This window comes from Pseudomonas sp. NFACC24-1, assembly GCF_900115235.1.
Classification (GTDB): domain Bacteria; phylum Pseudomonadota; class Gammaproteobacteria; order Pseudomonadales; family Pseudomonadaceae; genus Aquipseudomonas; species Aquipseudomonas fluorescens_AA.
This window is the reverse complement of sequence record NZ_FOVS01000028.1, coordinates 63,548-77,480: the sequence shown is the minus strand read 5'-3', so window position 1 is coordinate 77,480 and position 13,933 is coordinate 63,548. Positions and strand designations below refer to the sequence as shown.

16 protein-coding genes are annotated in these 13,933 nt (G+C 58.8%); 6 read left to right on the top strand and 10 right to left on the bottom strand.

From position 1 onward, the window contains the following. The first annotated feature begins 72 nt into the window (after window positions 1-72). The 4 genes from BM317_RS22860 to BM317_RS30375 all read left to right on the top strand — a co-directional run bounded on the left by BM317_RS22860 (window position 73) and on the right by BM317_RS30375 (window position 3,010). Entirely contained in the window at window positions 73-756 is a 684-nt protein-coding gene (locus BM317_RS22860) for a DUF2459 domain-containing protein (RefSeq protein ID WP_092476371.1), read from the top strand. Between the two features lie 627 nt (window positions 757-1,383). Next, the gene (locus tag BM317_RS22855) at window positions 1,384-1,938 is read left to right on the top strand and encodes a hypothetical protein (protein ID WP_092476369.1); all 555 of its coding nucleotides are present in this window, start codon (window positions 1,384-1,386) and stop codon (window positions 1,936-1,938) included. A gap of 75 nt (window positions 1,939-2,013) precedes the next feature. Further along, complete coding sequence (locus tag BM317_RS30380; RefSeq protein WP_139236058.1) at window positions 2,014-2,673, top strand: hypothetical protein; 660 nt, start codon at window positions 2,014-2,016, stop codon at window positions 2,671-2,673. Next, the gene (locus BM317_RS30375; RefSeq protein WP_139236057.1) at window positions 2,639-3,010 is read left to right on the top strand and encodes a hypothetical protein; all 372 of its coding nucleotides are present in this window, start codon (window positions 2,639-2,641) and stop codon (window positions 3,008-3,010) included. Before BM317_RS30380 ends, BM317_RS30375 begins: the two co-directional genes overlap by 35 nt. Window positions 3,011-3,213: 203 nt before the next feature. Here BM317_RS30375 and BM317_RS22850 read toward each other — a convergent pair whose 3' ends face one another. From BM317_RS22850 to BM317_RS22820, 6 genes are all read right to left on the bottom strand, one after another. Further along, window positions 3,214-3,576 carry a DUF6124 family protein gene (locus BM317_RS22850; RefSeq protein ID WP_092476366.1) on the bottom strand — a complete coding sequence of 121 codons (363 nt, stop codon included), beginning with the start codon at window positions 3,574-3,576 and terminating at the stop codon, window positions 3,214-3,216. Window positions 3,577-4,305: 729 nt separating this feature from the next. Beyond that, window positions 4,306-4,941, bottom strand: coding sequence for an SCO family protein (locus tag BM317_RS22840; protein ID WP_092476361.1), 636 nt, complete (start codon window positions 4,939-4,941; stop codon window positions 4,306-4,308). Continuing rightward, on the bottom strand, window positions 4,938-5,837 hold the full coding sequence (gene cyoE / locus BM317_RS22835; protein ID WP_072347596.1) for a heme o synthase: 900 nt from the start codon (window positions 5,835-5,837) through the stop codon (window positions 4,938-4,940). The genes BM317_RS22840 and cyoE overlap by 4 nt, the downstream gene beginning before the upstream one ends. Continuing rightward, window positions 5,825-6,904 (bottom strand): COX15/CtaA family protein, encoded by a 1,080-nt coding sequence (locus tag BM317_RS22830; RefSeq protein ID WP_092476358.1) that lies wholly within the window; start codon window positions 6,902-6,904, stop codon window positions 5,825-5,827. The genes cyoE and BM317_RS22830 overlap by 13 nt, the downstream gene beginning before the upstream one ends. Window positions 6,905-6,914: 10 nt before the next feature. Continuing rightward, entirely contained in the window at window positions 6,915-7,508 is a 594-nt protein-coding gene (locus BM317_RS22825) for a hypothetical protein (protein WP_092168001.1), read from the bottom strand. After that, window positions 7,474-8,211, bottom strand: a complete 738-nt coding sequence (locus BM317_RS22820; protein WP_092476356.1) for an SURF1 family protein — start codon at window positions 8,209-8,211, stop codon at window positions 7,474-7,476. The genes BM317_RS22825 and BM317_RS22820 overlap by 35 nt, the downstream gene beginning before the upstream one ends. Before the next feature lie 70 nt (window positions 8,212-8,281). Here BM317_RS22820 and BM317_RS22815 point away from each other — a divergent pair, with 70 nt between their 5' ends. Next, window positions 8,282-8,485: a twin transmembrane helix small protein gene (locus BM317_RS22815; RefSeq protein ID WP_014335867.1), complete on the top strand. Its 204-nt coding sequence runs from the start codon at window positions 8,282-8,284 to the stop codon at window positions 8,483-8,485. 8 nt (window positions 8,486-8,493) lie between these two features. Here the strand turns inward: BM317_RS22815 and BM317_RS22810 are convergent, their stop codons facing one another. From BM317_RS22810 to coxB, 4 genes are all read right to left on the bottom strand, one after another. Beyond that, window positions 8,494-9,381, bottom strand: a complete 888-nt coding sequence (locus tag BM317_RS22810; RefSeq protein WP_092334162.1) for a cytochrome c oxidase subunit 3 — start codon at window positions 9,379-9,381, stop codon at window positions 8,494-8,496. A 24-nt stretch (window positions 9,382-9,405) separates the two neighbouring features. Next, entirely contained in the window at window positions 9,406-9,957 is a 552-nt protein-coding gene (locus tag BM317_RS22805; protein WP_092167719.1) for a cytochrome c oxidase assembly protein, read from the bottom strand. A gap of 131 nt (window positions 9,958-10,088) precedes the next feature. Continuing rightward, window positions 10,089-11,681, bottom strand: coding sequence for a cytochrome c oxidase subunit I (ctaD, locus tag BM317_RS22800; RefSeq protein ID WP_072411169.1), 1,593 nt, complete (start codon window positions 11,679-11,681; stop codon window positions 10,089-10,091). A gap of 82 nt (window positions 11,682-11,763) precedes the next feature. Continuing rightward, window positions 11,764-12,891 (bottom strand): cytochrome c oxidase subunit II, encoded by a 1,128-nt coding sequence (gene coxB / locus BM317_RS22795; protein WP_092476353.1) that lies wholly within the window; start codon window positions 12,889-12,891, stop codon window positions 11,764-11,766. Between the two features lie 374 nt (window positions 12,892-13,265). Here coxB and BM317_RS22790 point away from each other — a divergent pair, with 374 nt between their 5' ends. Continuing rightward, complete coding sequence (locus tag BM317_RS22790) at window positions 13,266-13,916, top strand: hypothetical protein (protein ID WP_092167711.1); 651 nt, start codon at window positions 13,266-13,268, stop codon at window positions 13,914-13,916. The last annotated feature ends 17 nt before the right edge of the window (window positions 13,917-13,933 follow it).

Here is a 13,933-nt window from a genome sequence, read left to right as displayed (position 1 = left end):
CCGGCCTCCCCACCTCACAGAGGTGGCGCAAAATTCAAGGTGCGAACTTAGACTTTTGCTGAGGAGGCCGTGATGAAATTCTGTGGCATAGATCTGCATTCGAACAACAGCGTTGTAGTGCTGGCCTTGGTCCTCACGCTGTTCTGCTGCGCTACCACGTCGAACCCGCCGAGGGGCGCGGGTGGCGATTGGCGGTCCTTCTATGTAGTGAATCATGGCCTGCATACCGGGTTGGTCATTGCGCGCCCCGATCTACTTCAGGTGCTTCCCGCACTGGCCGAAGCGTTCAGCGACGGCGACTTCGTTGAGTTCGGTTGGGGTGACGAGGATTTTTACCGAGCCCCACAGGCCACCTTGAGCCTCGCCCTGCGAGCCTTGTTCGGGTCGACGGCAACCGTGCTGCATGCGGTCAAGACTGACGGGGACCCCAGGCGGCGTTTCGCCGCAAGCGAGGTCATCGAAGTGCGGGTGACGGGGGACGGCTACCAACGACTGCTCGCGTTCGTGGCCGGGACCTTCACCCACTCAGCGACGGGCACCTTGGTGGTGCTCGGGCCTGGGCTGTATGGAGAGAGCCGGTTCTACCAGGCCGAGGGTAGCTATTCGCTGTTTTATACCTGCAATACCTGGGTCGCAGAGGCGCTGGCCGCGAGCAGTTGCCCAATGTCGCCTACGGCGGTGATTACGGCGGGGAACGTCATGTCGCAGTTACGCCGGGCGACAGCGGTCGGTGCATCCTGCTTGGCTGCCCGCTAGCCTGTGCCTGACGGTGGGTGTGTGTTTCAGTGATGCTGGCATCCAGTTCCAGTGAAGGTGACCCACCCAAAATCCTGTTTGCGAAATTGCATCCCACGTGTATCAGAAGTAAATCCGTCCCCTTATACGGTCCCCTTATACGACCCTTGGTAGCGACGAAACCTGGGCAGGATACAGTGCTGAGCCCCTACGATGCAGGGGCCACTTCGATCCAAATCTGTGTAAAAACGCAGACGCAATTTTGAAGGCATTTCTTGTGCGTTCGATCTGCAGCGTTCGGTAGTCAGGACCTAGTTTTTTTGTAGGAGCTCGCGTTTTTCACCGATTTTGTTGCTGAATCTACACGAAAGTGTTTTTACACAGGCTGGGCCAGAAGCAGACCATGGAAATGCAGCTAAGCTCTGTCAAAGGGCTAAATTTCTAATTCAGGCGTCCTATTTAGCTCGCATTCTGCATTGGGCATAGCACTCAATACAACGGGGATCTAAAGTTTGAGTAGCTGGTTTTGCCATTGAGCGTGCTGTAAATATTTCCAATTAACACAGTCGCGGCGGGGCTGTTATAGCTAGGACTGTAACTGAGGTCGGCAGAGCTCTTAATAAGTGGTCTTCTTTACAGGGGTGGTTTATGAGTAGAGACTTTGCTGCATGCAAGCAAATAGTCAAGAATCGCGGCACTGCGCCTGACGCCTTTCTCAACGAGTTGATAGATTGGGCGATAAGTGCGCCGGATGAGATTTTCTTACCAAATAGTGCTCATGATATTTACTCCAATGTTGTTTCCGACTTAGGGCCGTGGCGTGGGACAAAGCATCGAAAAGCTGTAATGCTAGAAGTGTTGAGAGTATTAGGTGGTTTTGAAAGTTCGTGGGATTGGAATGAAGGGGTAGACCGAAACAATCCAGAATCTAACACACCATGCACAGAGGAAGCTGGGATATTCCAGTGCTCTGGAAATTCAATGTCATTTGACCTTAGCTTAAAGCAATTACTGATATCAGTCTCTGGTAAATCTGACTGCGAGACCTTTCGACATGTGGCAAAAGATAATCACCAATTTGCTATTGAGTATTGCGCGAGGCTTATTCGCTTTACCGTGAACCATCACGGGCCGATAAAGCGTAAGGAAATCAATAAATGGCTCCGCAAGGATGCAGTCGAGGAGTTCGAAAGTTTTCTTTAGATGGTTCCTTGCTTAATTAGAATGGCGTTAATTAAGTTGGTGCGCATGTGTTTAAATGAAAGTAGGAGGACTTGCATGAAAGCACTAGTCCCGATTGGAACGTTGGTATTGATGCTGGCTGGATGCGGCACTGATTCTCTTTACTTTGGCACTTATACTCGTGTTGGAATAGACGCATCGAGCGATGGTGCTGGCATCGGCGCAAAAAACGTAGCGCTGAATATAGCTCCACCAAAGAAGGACGGCACAGCATTTGACGTGCTAGGAACATCTGATCTAGATATGTCATATACCGACGTTGTAATTCAAGAAGTGGTAGCCGTTGGCGATGCCGCCAAATGTGCAGCCATGAAAAATAAAGCATCTGGTGGCAACGTCGCAATTCAATCGCAAGATGCACAATCACCAGCAGTTGGCCCCATAATATTTGGCACATACAGCTCTTGGTCTTTCTTAGATCTAAGCTGGGGTGGCGCAACGGCAACTGGAATTAATTTTGGCTATAAGAGAGGGGTTGGGGTTAGGATTCCTATCGTCAACAACACTGTAGGCGCGGTGTATGCAAGCGTATCTGTGAACACTACTGACGGAGAAACAGTAGCGCCTAAAACCAATATAGAGGGAATCAGAAGTCGATATACTTTTGCGACGGGCTCGGCGGCTGTGATAAAGGCTGCGCAAGAGGCTAAGAGTCTTAACGGTGGCGACCAATCTTATGCAGGATGTCTTAACTAAATTTATTTTATATTGCGCAATTATGATGCAGGGAGCATGTTCGCTGCATTATATGGGTGACGATGGGGATGAATATCATGTCGGCTTTATGATGATGAGGTCGCACAATGACCTGAACACGACCACAACGAGCGCCCAAACGTTGGGGTTAACAATCGACCTCACAAGTGACAGTGGCGGCTTGAATGTTGGCTATCGAAACTTATCAAAGACCAAAATATATCCAGAAACGGTTGCTGTTATTGAGACCGCTTCAGGCTCGCCTCATGAAGTCAAGCAATATGAAACTGTCCGACCAGAAGATCATTCCAATGGTGAAAGTCTGCCCTCACCATGAGAGATCCTTACGATTCAACCCATCAGCCCTGGGAGCCTGCGGGAAAAGTCGTGCCGACTTAAAGCTTCGCAGGTTAGTGTCTGCTTGGGGAGTTTCATGAACGGCGCAACCGGCTGCTTTTGGCCGATTTCAGCCATTCTAGGACGGAGGCAAAAAGAAAAACCCGACGCAGAACGTCGGGTTTTTCCGCTGGGAAATAAATCCTATTGCCGCGGTTCCACGTTATCCAGCACCCGATTCGCCAACAACGAACTCAGCTCAATCAGCTGCTGAATCCCCATTGCCAAATGACGTCGTGAGCCTTTCAGGTCGAACGCCAGGTCAGCGACCATGGCATCGGCTGACGCCAGCGTTTCACTGAGGTTGGCGAGCAAGCATTCGTTATCGAGGCCTTTCACGACGGTGAATAGCTGGCCCGGTTTGGGGTCGTCTTGAGATTTTTCCGATTTCGGCAGCAAGTAGTGATCGAGCACGCGTTTGGTGGTTTCGTCTTGCTGCTTGGCTTTGGATTTTGCGGATTGCGGGGTGGGGTCTGCATCTGGGGGATTTGGAGTAGCTTTGAACATTTTCACGTTTCCTTTGTTAGTAGGCCGCTACCGTCTCGCTACTAAACGAAAGGGAGGCAGCTGTGCGCAAGTTAGTAGACCGGTAAGAAAACGGAAAACCCGGCGCGCCCGAAGGCGCCATGCGCACAGCCACCATCGAGTGCGGGCAATGCCCGACTGATGAGACTCATGCGACCGTATCCTTAACCGGGCTACTAAACCCGACCACTGATGGGCAGTGGCAAGGAAACGATAGAACCCCAGGACAAGGCGCACAAGCGGGCGGATTCTGGCGTAGTTGTAGGTAAAGGCGCAAGGATGCGTGGGTTGGTGGAGGTGTGTAGCCAGGGTCTGTAGGAGCAGGGTTGGCCGGCGATGCGGGAGACTTGTTTTGGTCTGGAACCGAGTCGATTTCATCGCGAGCAAGCTCGCACAGGGGTTGGGGGCTGTTGCAGATGCTGTGTTCACCAACACCCGGTGTGGGAGCGGGCTTGCTCGCGAAGAGGGCGGCACATTCAATATTGATGCAAGCTGACCCGCCGCATTCGCGAGCAAGCCCGCTCCCACAGAGAGATTGGGGGCAGGAGGCCCATTGCCCTGATCCAGTCATCGCATTGTGCCATGTTGATCGTGTTCAGCCTTTTGGGGGCTGCTGCGCAGCCCAGCGGGGATAAATCCCCTCGCCACAAGGGGACTTCCTCACCACAAGGGATGGGCATGGCTTAGCGGAGCGGCATGCTCCTGGAGGCGCTATTTACGCTTGAGCATCTCCGGCAGCTGCGCCACCAGTGTCTGGTTGTTTAACGGCGCCCGAATGAACCCACGCTGAGTACCGTCCGGGCCAATCACTGCGAGGTTACCGCTGTGGTCGACGGTGTAATTGGGCTTACTGGTATCCGCCGGAATGAACGGAATGCTCACCGCATTCGCCAGTTTCTGCAGGTCTTCAACCGATGAAGCCGTCAGCCCTATGAACTGCGGATCAAAGTACCCCAGGTACTGCTTCAACTGCTTGGGCGTGTCGCGGTTCGGGTCGACGCTGACCAGTACGATCTGCAACTTATCCACAGCCTCTTTCGGCAACTCGCTTTTGATCTGGCGCAGTTGGGCGAGGGTGGTGGGGCAGATGTCTGGGCAGAAGGTGTAGCCGAAGAACAGCAGGCTCCATTTGTCTTTCAACCCGTCCATCTCGACAGGCTGGCCATCCTGGTCGGTCATTTTCACGTCCGGCAGGTTGCGGCTCTGGGGCAGCAGGATGATGCCGGCGTCGATCAGCGCGGTCGGGTCGCCCTGGCCTTTGCCGGACAGCACCTTGTTGATGGTCAGGCCGAGGATCAGTGCGATCACGGCCACGAGGATGAAGACGGTTTTCTGGGTTCGAGTCATAGGCTCAACAGTAAGTAATGATCTACAAGCAGGGCGATGAACAGCAGGAACAAGTAATAGATAGAGTACTTGAAGGTGTTGATCGCCGCGTGCGGCCGAGTGCCACGGTACAACACCACGGCCCATTGCAGGAACCGGGCGCCCAGTACGAGCGCGCAAACAAGATAGAGCATCCCGCTCATATGGATCACGAACGGCATCAGGCTCACCGCCAGCAGCACCAGGGTGTAGAGCAGGATATGGATCTTGGTGTAGTGCTCGCCGTGGGTCACCGGCAGCATCGGGATGTCGGCCTTGGCGTATTCCTCTTTGCGGTGGATCGCCAGGGCCCAGAAATGCGGTGGAGTCCAGGCGAAGATGATCAGCACCAGCAGCAGCGGTTCGGCGCTGACATGCCCGGTGGCCGCCACCCAGCCCAGCAGCGGTGGCGCTGCGCCGGCGAGGCCGCCAATGACGATGTTCTGTGGCGTGGCGCGCTTGAGGAAGCCGGTGTAGACCACTGCATAACCGAGCAGTGAGGCGAGGGTCAGCCAGGCGGTCAGCGGGTTGGTGAAGGCCAGCAGCAAGGCCTGGCCGATCACGGCCAGGGCCAGGGCGAAGGTCAGGGCGGCGGCTGGGGAAATCCGCCCTTCGGCCAAGGGGCGTTTATGGGTGCGGGCCATCACCGCGTCGATGCGCCGGTCCACTACATGGTTGACCGCCGCCGCGCCGCCGGCACACAGGGCGATGCCCAGGTTGCCGAATACCAGCACCGTCCACGGTACGCCGGCGCGGGTGGCGAGGAACATGCCCACCAGCGAGGTGATCAGCATCAGCACCACCACTTTCGGCTTGGTCAGCTCCAGGTAATCGCGCCAGATCGCTTGGCTGTGGCGTTCACCGGTCAAGGTTGCCATGGCATCTCTCCTTTTATAGTTATGGGGCTGGCGCTGTGTTTATGCGGGTTGAACCGCCAGCGCAGCGGGACTTGATGCTTGACCCGGACCAGGCTGGTACGGGCGTGATAGTTGACCAATACCAGGGTCAGCAGCAACGCGGCACCCCCGGCGTTGTGGGCCACGGCCACCGGCAGCGGCAGATGGAACAGCACGTTGCTGATGCCCAGGGTGATTTGCGCTCCTAGTGCGATCAACACCAAGCCGGCCAGGCGGGTCATGCCGACGGTTTTCAGTTGCCAGGCCAGCCCCAGCAGCACCACGGTCACCAGCAAGGCGCCGATGCGGTGGGTCAGGTGGATGGCGGTGCGGGCGTCGCTGTCCAGTTGCCCGCCCAGGTAGTTGGGGCCGATGTGCTGGGTCAGGTGGAAGCCGTTGGCAAAGTCGGCCGGTGGCAGCCATTGGCCGTGGCAGGTGGGGAAATCGATGCAGGCCACGGCGGCGTAATTGGAGCTGACCCAGCCGCCGAGGGCGATCTGGCCGATCACCAGCAGCAGCCCGGCGGTGGCCCAGTGTTGCAGGCGTTTGGGCACGGTCAGCGCTGGCAGTACGCCGGACAATCTCAGCGTAAGCAAAAACAGCAGGCTCAACGTCGCGAAGCCGCCCAGCAAATGCCCGGTCACCACTTGGGGCCAGAGCTTGAGGGTCACGGTCCACATGCCGAACGCCGCTTGGGCGAACACCACCGCCAGGAGGAACAGCGGCAACTTCAGCGGCAGGCCGGGGTGACGGCGGTTCATCCAGGCCCGGGCGGCCAGTACGGTAATCATCACACCCAGGGCCCCGGCGAAGTAGCGATGGACCATCTCGTTCCAGCCCTTGTGGGCTTCCACCGGGGTGTCGGGAAAGTGCAGCTCGGCATGGGCCAGTTGGGCTTCGCTCTTGGGCACGCTGATGAACCCGTAGCAACCGGGCCAGTCCGGGCAACCCAGGCCGGCGTGGGTGAGCCGGGTGTAGGCGCCCAGCAATACGACGATCAGTGCCAGCAGCGTGGCAAACAGCGCGAGGCGAAATCCTGGTTTGGCCATGTCGATGCCCTCATCCGATGTTCGACAGTTTCAGCAAGTGGCGCAGGTCGTTGAGCAGGTCCTTGCCCTTGACCCGGGCGTCGTAGCGCAGCACCAGATTGCTGTGGGGGTCGATGATCCACAGCTGCGCACCGCCGGAGCCCTGGGCGCCTTTCTGATAGGCCGGCAGGTCCAGTGGGTAGCGTTGCAATTGCGGGTATTCGCGCTGCAGTTGAGCGTCGTACTCGGCGTCCAACGGTTGCGCCACCGCCAGGGCATGGCTGGCGCGAGAGGCTTCGCGGCCCAGGCTGATCTGGACTTGCCGGGCCAGGTACACCAGTTGTCGGCAATCCACCGAGCATTCCTGTGGCGCCGTGACCAGGATCTGCCAGCGCTGTTCATCGGCCTGCACGCCAATTTCGGCGCGGGTCTGGCCGGTGCCGATCAGTTCGCCGTGGTAGCTGCGGCTGTCGGGCACCCAGAACTGGAATTTGTACATGACGGTGGCCAGGATCATCGGGCCGATCACCCCGAGCACGATCAGCAGCAATTGCACGCGGCCCTTGCGACGGTTGTGTGCCGCGGGCGCCTCAGACGTGTTGGTTGGATTCATGGTGCTTCCCATGGTGTCTCCCTGCGTTGTGCCATCCGAGATAAAGAAAAAGGCCGAACAGGGCCGCCGCCATGGCGAACCACTGCACGGCATAACCGAGGTGTTTTTCGGGGCCCATGGCTACCACCGGCCAATCGGTCCGGTAGGCGCCGGGGCCGCTTTGTTGGCGCATTTCATAGGCGAAGCCGTTGCGGCCCAGGTCGGCCCAGAGTTTGTCGGGCTCGATGGCGGTGACCGTTCGCGGCCATGCTGCCCCGGCCGGATCGGCGTGCAGTTGGAACGTCGCGCCAGGGGCCACATAGACCCAGGCTTGCAGGCTCACCGGTGCTTCCGGCGTGTTGAAGACCGGCGGGGTGCGTCGGTCCGGCCAGGGCAACCAGCCGCGATTGACCAGCAGCCACAGCCCGGTGCGGTGGTCGAGGAACGGTTGCAGCAACTCGACGCCGACTTTGCCGTCGTGTTGGCGGTTATCCAGAAGGAGGCTGTGCTCTGCATCGAACTGGCCCTGCAGCATGACCGCTCGAAAGGCCGGATCGGTGGTGTGCGACAGCTCGGTGCTGTCCAGCGGCGGCGCCACGCGGCGCTCGGCGTAACTCTCCATGAGCACACGTTTCTGTTCGCCCCGGCTCAGTTGCCAGAACCCCAGGCACACCATCACCGGCACCAGGATGGCGACCACCAGCGACGGCAGGATGCCCGGCCGAAAGTGTTTCATGGCGCCGTCCGAAAGCCGTCGAACGGGATAGCTATACTCACGTGCATCGCGTCCCCCCGGAGTGTTCCTGATGCTAAAAGCAGCCATCGTCCTGATGCTGATTGCCACGATTGCCAGCCTGTTCAGCGGTCTGTTTTTTCTGGTCAAGGACGACAGCAGTTCCAATCGCCTGGTCATCGCCTTGGCGATTCGGGTCAGCCTGGCCGCCGCCACCGTCGGCTTGATCGCCTGGGGTTTTTTCAGCGGCCAGTTGGTGTCCCACGCGCCCTGGTAGCGTTTGCTTCAGAGCACGTAGACGAAGATGAACAGGCCGATCCACACCACATCGACGAAGTGCCAATACCAGCTCGCCGCCTCGAAGCCGAACTGATGCTCGTTGTCGAAGTGCCCGCGCATGATGCGCATCAGCATGACGAACAGGATGATCGTGCCGATGGTGACGTGGGCGCCGTGAAAGCCCGTGAGCATGAAAAAGGTCGCGCCGTAGACGCCGGAGCCCAGGGTCAGGCCCAGTTCCTTGTAGGCATGGATGTATTCCTCGGCCTGGAAGCCCAGGAAGGCACAACCCAGCAGGACGGTGATGGCCAGCCAGATCTTCAGCGCGCCGCGATGACCTTTTTTCAGGGCATGGTGGGCGATGGTGACCGTGACGCTGGAGCTGACCAGCAAGATGGTGTTGAGCAGCGGCAAGCCCCAGGGGCTGATGACGTCCTTGGGCGCCGGGAAGAGTTTCGGATCGGGGTTGTTCAGCAACGGCCAGGCGAACTCGAAACTCGGCCAGAGCATGTGTGACAGGCCCTTGGTGCCTTCACCCGCCAAGCCCGGTGCGGAGATCATGCGCACATAGAACAGGGCGCCGAAGAACGCGATGAAGAACATCACCTCGGAAAAGATGAACCAGCTCATGCCCCAGCGGAACGAGCGATCGAGCTGGGCGCTGTACAGCCCGGCGCGGCTTTCCTTGATCACCGCGCCGAACCAGCCGAACAGCATGTAGGCCACCAGCAGGCCGCCGACGAAGAAGATCAGCGGGCCGTGGGATTCGGGCCGGGCGGCTTTCAGGTCGTTGAACCAGGTCGCCAGGCCATACACCGTGACGAACATCCCGACCGTGGCGATGATCGGCCATTTGCTCTGGGCCGGAACGTAATAGTGTTCGTGAGTTGCCATTTATTGTTCTCCTTATCGGGCACGCTATCGGTCAGTGTTTAAAGCCACCGGTGGATGACGAGCGGTGATGTCGAACAGCGTGTAGGACAGCGTCAGATGCTTCACTTCCTTGGGCATGTCCCGGTCAACGATGAAGCGCATGGGCATTTCGATGCGTTCGCCGGGTTGCAGCACTTGCTGGGTAAAACAAAAACATTCGGTCTTGTGGAAATACGCCGCCGCGGTGCTCGGCGCGATGCTCGGCACCGCCTGGGCACTCATCGGCCGGTCGGTGGGGTTGTGGGCGACAAAGACCATTTCGTTCACCGCCCCCGGCTGGACCACCAACTGGTCGCCCTTGGGGTAGAAGTCCCAGGGCATGTCCACCGAATTGGTCGACAGGAACTGCACGCGAACCTGGCGTGATTCATCGACGGTCTGCTCGCCTTCGTACTGCCCGGCGGTCTTGCCGTTGATGCCGAACGCCTTGCACATCACGTCGTAGATCGGCACCAGGGCAAACCCGAAGATGAACATGGCCACCACCACCAGCAGCAGGCGGGTGACCAGTTTTTTCATCGAAATCGAATCAGCCATGGATGCGGCTCCTTGCACCGAACCCTGTGGGAGCGGGCTTGCTCGCGAAGAACGATGACGCGGTGTTTCTGTTAGACCGCGTCGTCTGATTCGCGAGCAAGCCCGCTCCCACACAGGTCCTCTGTGTCATCTCATTTCACTTCCGGCGGCGTGGTAAAGGTGTGATACGGCGCCGGCGACGGCACGCTCCACTCCAGCCCTTCGGCCCCATCCCACGGTTTGGCCGGTGCCGGCTCGCCGCCACGGATGGTCTTGATCACGATGAACAGGAAGAAGATCTGCGTGGTGCCGAACATGAACGCGCCGATGGACGAGACCATGTTGAAGTCGGCGAACTGCAGGTTGTAGTCGGGTATCCGCCGGGGCATGCCCGCCAGGCCGACGAAGTGCATCGGGAAGAACGCCATGTTCATCCCAATGAACGACAGCCAGAAGTGCAGTTTGCCGAGGGTTTCGTCGTACATGTGGCCGGTCCATTTCGGCAGCCAGTAGTAGGCCGAGGCGAAGATCCCGAAGATTGCGCCGGGCACCAGCACATAGTGGAAGTGCGCCACCACGAAGTAGGTGTCCTGGTACTGGAAGTCCGCCGGGGCGATGGCCAGCATCAGCCCGGAGAAACCGCCGATGGAAAACAGGATCACGAACGCCACGGCGAACAGCATCGGCGTCTCGAAGGTCAGCGAGCCTTGCCACATGGTGCTCGCCCAGTTGAACACCTTCACCCCGGTGGGCACGGCGATCAGCAGGGTGGCGTACATGAAGAACAGCTCGCCCACCAGTGGAATGCCCACCACGAACATGTGGTGCGCCCAGACGATGAACGACAGGAACGCGATGGCGGCCGTGGCGTAGACCATCGAGGTATAGCCGAACAACGGCTTGCGCGAGAACGCCGGGATGATCGAGCTGACGGCACCGAAGGCCGGCAGGATCATGATGTACACCTCGGGGTGACCGAAGAACCAGAACACGTGCTGGAACAGCACCGGGTCACCGCCACCGGCGGCACTGAAGAAGCTGGTGCCGAAGTGGATGTCCATCAGCATCATCGTCACGCAGCCGGCCAGCACCGGCATCACCGCGATCAGCAGGAACGCGGTGATCAGCCAGGTCCAGACGAACAGCGGCATCTTCATCAGGGTCATGCCGGGGGCGCGCAGGTTGAGGATGGTGGCGACCACGTTGATCGCGCCCATGATCGAACTGATGCCCATCAGGTGGATGGCGAAGATGAAGAACGTCACGCTTTCCGGCGCATAGGTAGTGGACAGCGGCGCATAGAAGGTCCAGCCGAAGTTCGGCCCGCCCCCCGGTGTGAACAGCGTCGACACCAGCATCAGGAACGCCGCCGGCAGCAGCCAGAAGCTGAAGTTGTTCATGCGCGGCAGGGCCATGTCCGGCGCGCCGATCATCAGCGGGATCATCCAGTTGGCGAGGCCGACGAACGCTGGCATCACCGCGCCGAAGACCATCACCAGGCCATGCATGGTGGTCATCTGGTTGAAGAATTCCGGCTGCACGATCTGCAGGCCGGGCTGGAACAGCTCGGCGCGGATCACCATGGCGAACGAGCCGCCCAGCAGGAACATCGAGAAGGCGAACCACAGGTACAGCGTGCCGATATCCTTGTGGTTGGTGGTCAGCACCCAGCGCATCAGGCCCTTGGCGGGGCCGTGGGCGTGGTCGGCGCCGGCATGACCGTGGTCATCGATCACAGCACTCATGTCCTGTCTCCTTCGAACGAGTGGGCTGGACGGCGCGGGGCGATGAGCCCCGACCGGTTACGGGAACACACGTCAGGCCGGCTCATTTGCTTTCCGCCTGTTTGAGTTCCAGCACTTCTTTAGGCGTAACCATGTCGCCCTTGTTGTTGCCCCAGGCGTTGCGTTCATAGGTCACGACCGCGGCGATATCGACTTCCGACAGCTGCTTGCCGAACGCGGCCATGGACGTGCCGGGTTTGCCGTGGAAGACAATGTTCAGGTGATCGGCCTTGGGCCCTGTGGCGATTTTCGAGCCCTTGAGTGCCGGGAACATCGGCGGCAGGCCCTGGCCTTCGGCCTGGTGACAGGCCACGCAGGTGGTGTGGTAGACCTTGTCGCCACGCTCAACGAGTTCTTCGCGCGTCCATTCCTTGCTGGTCAGCTCTTTAAGCTGCGCGGCTTCGGCCTTGCGTTCGCCCAGCCATTTTTCATAGTCGGGCTTGCTCTTGACCTCCACCACGATCGGCATGAAACCGTGGTCCTTGCCGCACAGCTCGGCGCATTGGCCGCGGTACAGGCCGGGCTTGTCGACACGGGTCCAGGCTTCGTTGACGAACCCGGGGATCGCATCGCGCTTGACCGCGAAGGCCGGCACCCACCAGGAGTGGATCACGTCGGCAGAGGTCACCAGAAAGCGCACCTTGGCATCGACCGGCAGCACCAGCGGCTTGTCGACCTCCAGCAGGTAATGCTCGCCCTTGGCGCTCTGGTTATGGATCTGTTCGGCGGGGGTGGCCAGGTTGCTGAAGAACTCGACGTCCTGGCCCAGGTACTTGTAGTGCCATTTCCATTGATAGCCAGTGATCTGGATATCGATGTCCGACTCGCTGGAGTCGTACATCTTGATCAAGGTGGCGGTGGCGGGAATCGCCATCAGCACCAGGATCACGAAGGGCACGATGGTCCAGAGGATTTCGACGCGAGTGTTTTCGTGGAAGTGCGCGGCATTCTGGCCGGTTGAACGGCGGTGCATCATCATCGACCAGAACATGGCGCCGAAGACGATGATGCCGATGACCACACATATCCAGAAAATGGTCATGTGCAGGTCGAACACTGCGTTGCTGATCTGTGTGGCTCCAGGCGCCATATTCACAGTCCAGGCCGCTTGTGCCTGGCTGAAAATCGACCACAACAGGAGGCCCATCCATACGTGTGGATGTCGCGTCATTGCGGGTTCCCCTTATCGTTCTTGTTATCCCGTAGGCGTAACGCCTGCGGCAAGGGATCGGCTACTTCAGACTACCAACTTGAACCGCCGCGCCTTGCTGCACATGCAATCGGGTGTCATCAGCTAACTCCATTCCAACCCGAGTATAGACAGCACCTGCAACCTCGCAACGCGATGGCGTAAATCGTTTGAAACAGCCGGGGCTTGCGCTAGAGCCCACGAATGGAGAAGGATGCGAGCCTGAGTAATGGCAAACCGATATAACTGCGCCGCAGCAAGGATGAGGCGGTTATGAAAAATAGGTCTTAGGAGTGTTTTTGGGCCAGCTAAGTTATGTCTTCCCTATTTCTTTGCCTTTGTTTCCTGGAGTTGTCATGAACACCGCCGCATTGCGCGAGCAGATCCAAAAAGCCCAACAACACGAAGCCGAGACCGGCCAGTTGAGCCGTCAGTTGACGGCCCAACTGCCGAACCTGCACCGAGCCATTCAATTGCCGGACGCGGACGCCAACGACGTCCTGGCGCGTTTTGTCGCCGCCTACATTGATGAAGTCCCCGACCTGCTGGATGCAGCCAATGATGTCGCCAGGGAGGCGGGTATCGAGTCGCAGATCAAACCGGTATTGAAGATTGCCGAACAGTACTTCCTCCAGCCGCCGACCATCATGGCCGGGCATGTCGGGCTCGACAGCCTCCTGGACGAAGCCTACCTGGCCCATCGGTTCGTCGAAGAGGTCAACGACCTGTACATCAAGCATTTCGGCCAGCCATTGATCCCCTTGGACATGACGGTCGCCAACCTGATCGCCCACCAGTTGATCGGTGAGGCATTTGCCAACCAACTCGATGAAGTGGTCCATCACACGTTCGATGAGATGCTCAACGACGAGACGTTTGCATTGGAGTCGGTAGAAACCTACCGCGAGAAGCTCAGCAGCCCGGAAACCGGCGCGGCCTGGAAGCGCTGGCCGTGCATGTCCCGTCGTCTGGGCGTGGGGCTGGAGCTGGATCAGCCGGCGGCTTGATCCATCAGAACACACAA

Coding starts and splice junctions, on each gene's coding strand:
- BM317_RS22790 (WP_092167711.1), top strand. CDS start 13,266: ATGAACACCGCCGCATTGCGCGAGCAGATCCAAAAAGCCCAACAACAC.
- BM317_RS22830 (WP_092476358.1), bottom strand. CDS start 6,904: ATGGCCAAACCAGGATTTCGCCTCGCGCTGTTTGCCACGCTGCTGGCA.
- BM317_RS22825 (WP_092168001.1), bottom strand. CDS start 7,508: ATGGGAAGCACCATGAATCCAACCAACACGTCTGAGGCGCCCGCGGCA.
- coxB (WP_092476353.1), bottom strand. CDS start 12,891: ATGACGCGACATCCACACGTATGGATGGGCCTCCTGTTGTGGTCGATT.
- BM317_RS22840 (WP_092476361.1), bottom strand. CDS start 4,941: ATGACTCGAACCCAGAAAACCGTCTTCATCCTCGTGGCCGTGATCGCA.
- BM317_RS22855 (WP_092476369.1), top strand. CDS start 1,384: ATGAGTAGAGACTTTGCTGCATGCAAGCAAATAGTCAAGAATCGCGGC.
- BM317_RS22820 (WP_092476356.1), bottom strand. CDS start 8,211: ATGAAACACTTTCGGCCGGGCATCCTGCCGTCGCTGGTGGTCGCCATC.
- BM317_RS22815 (WP_014335867.1), top strand. CDS start 8,282: ATGCTAAAAGCAGCCATCGTCCTGATGCTGATTGCCACGATTGCCAGC.
- BM317_RS22850 (WP_092476366.1), bottom strand. CDS start 3,576: ATGTTCAAAGCTACTCCAAATCCCCCAGATGCAGACCCCACCCCGCAA.
- ctaD (WP_072411169.1), bottom strand. CDS start 11,681: ATGAGTGCTGTGATCGATGACCACGGTCATGCCGGCGCCGACCACGCC.
- BM317_RS22860 (WP_092476371.1), top strand. CDS start 73: ATGAAATTCTGTGGCATAGATCTGCATTCGAACAACAGCGTTGTAGTG.
- BM317_RS30380 (WP_139236058.1), top strand. CDS start 2,014: ATGAAAGCACTAGTCCCGATTGGAACGTTGGTATTGATGCTGGCTGGA.
- BM317_RS22805 (WP_092167719.1), bottom strand. CDS start 9,957: ATGGCTGATTCGATTTCGATGAAAAAACTGGTCACCCGCCTGCTGCTG.
- cyoE (WP_072347596.1), bottom strand. CDS start 5,837: ATGGCAACCTTGACCGGTGAACGCCACAGCCAAGCGATCTGGCGCGAT.
- BM317_RS22810 (WP_092334162.1), bottom strand. CDS start 9,381: ATGGCAACTCACGAACACTATTACGTTCCGGCCCAGAGCAAATGGCCG.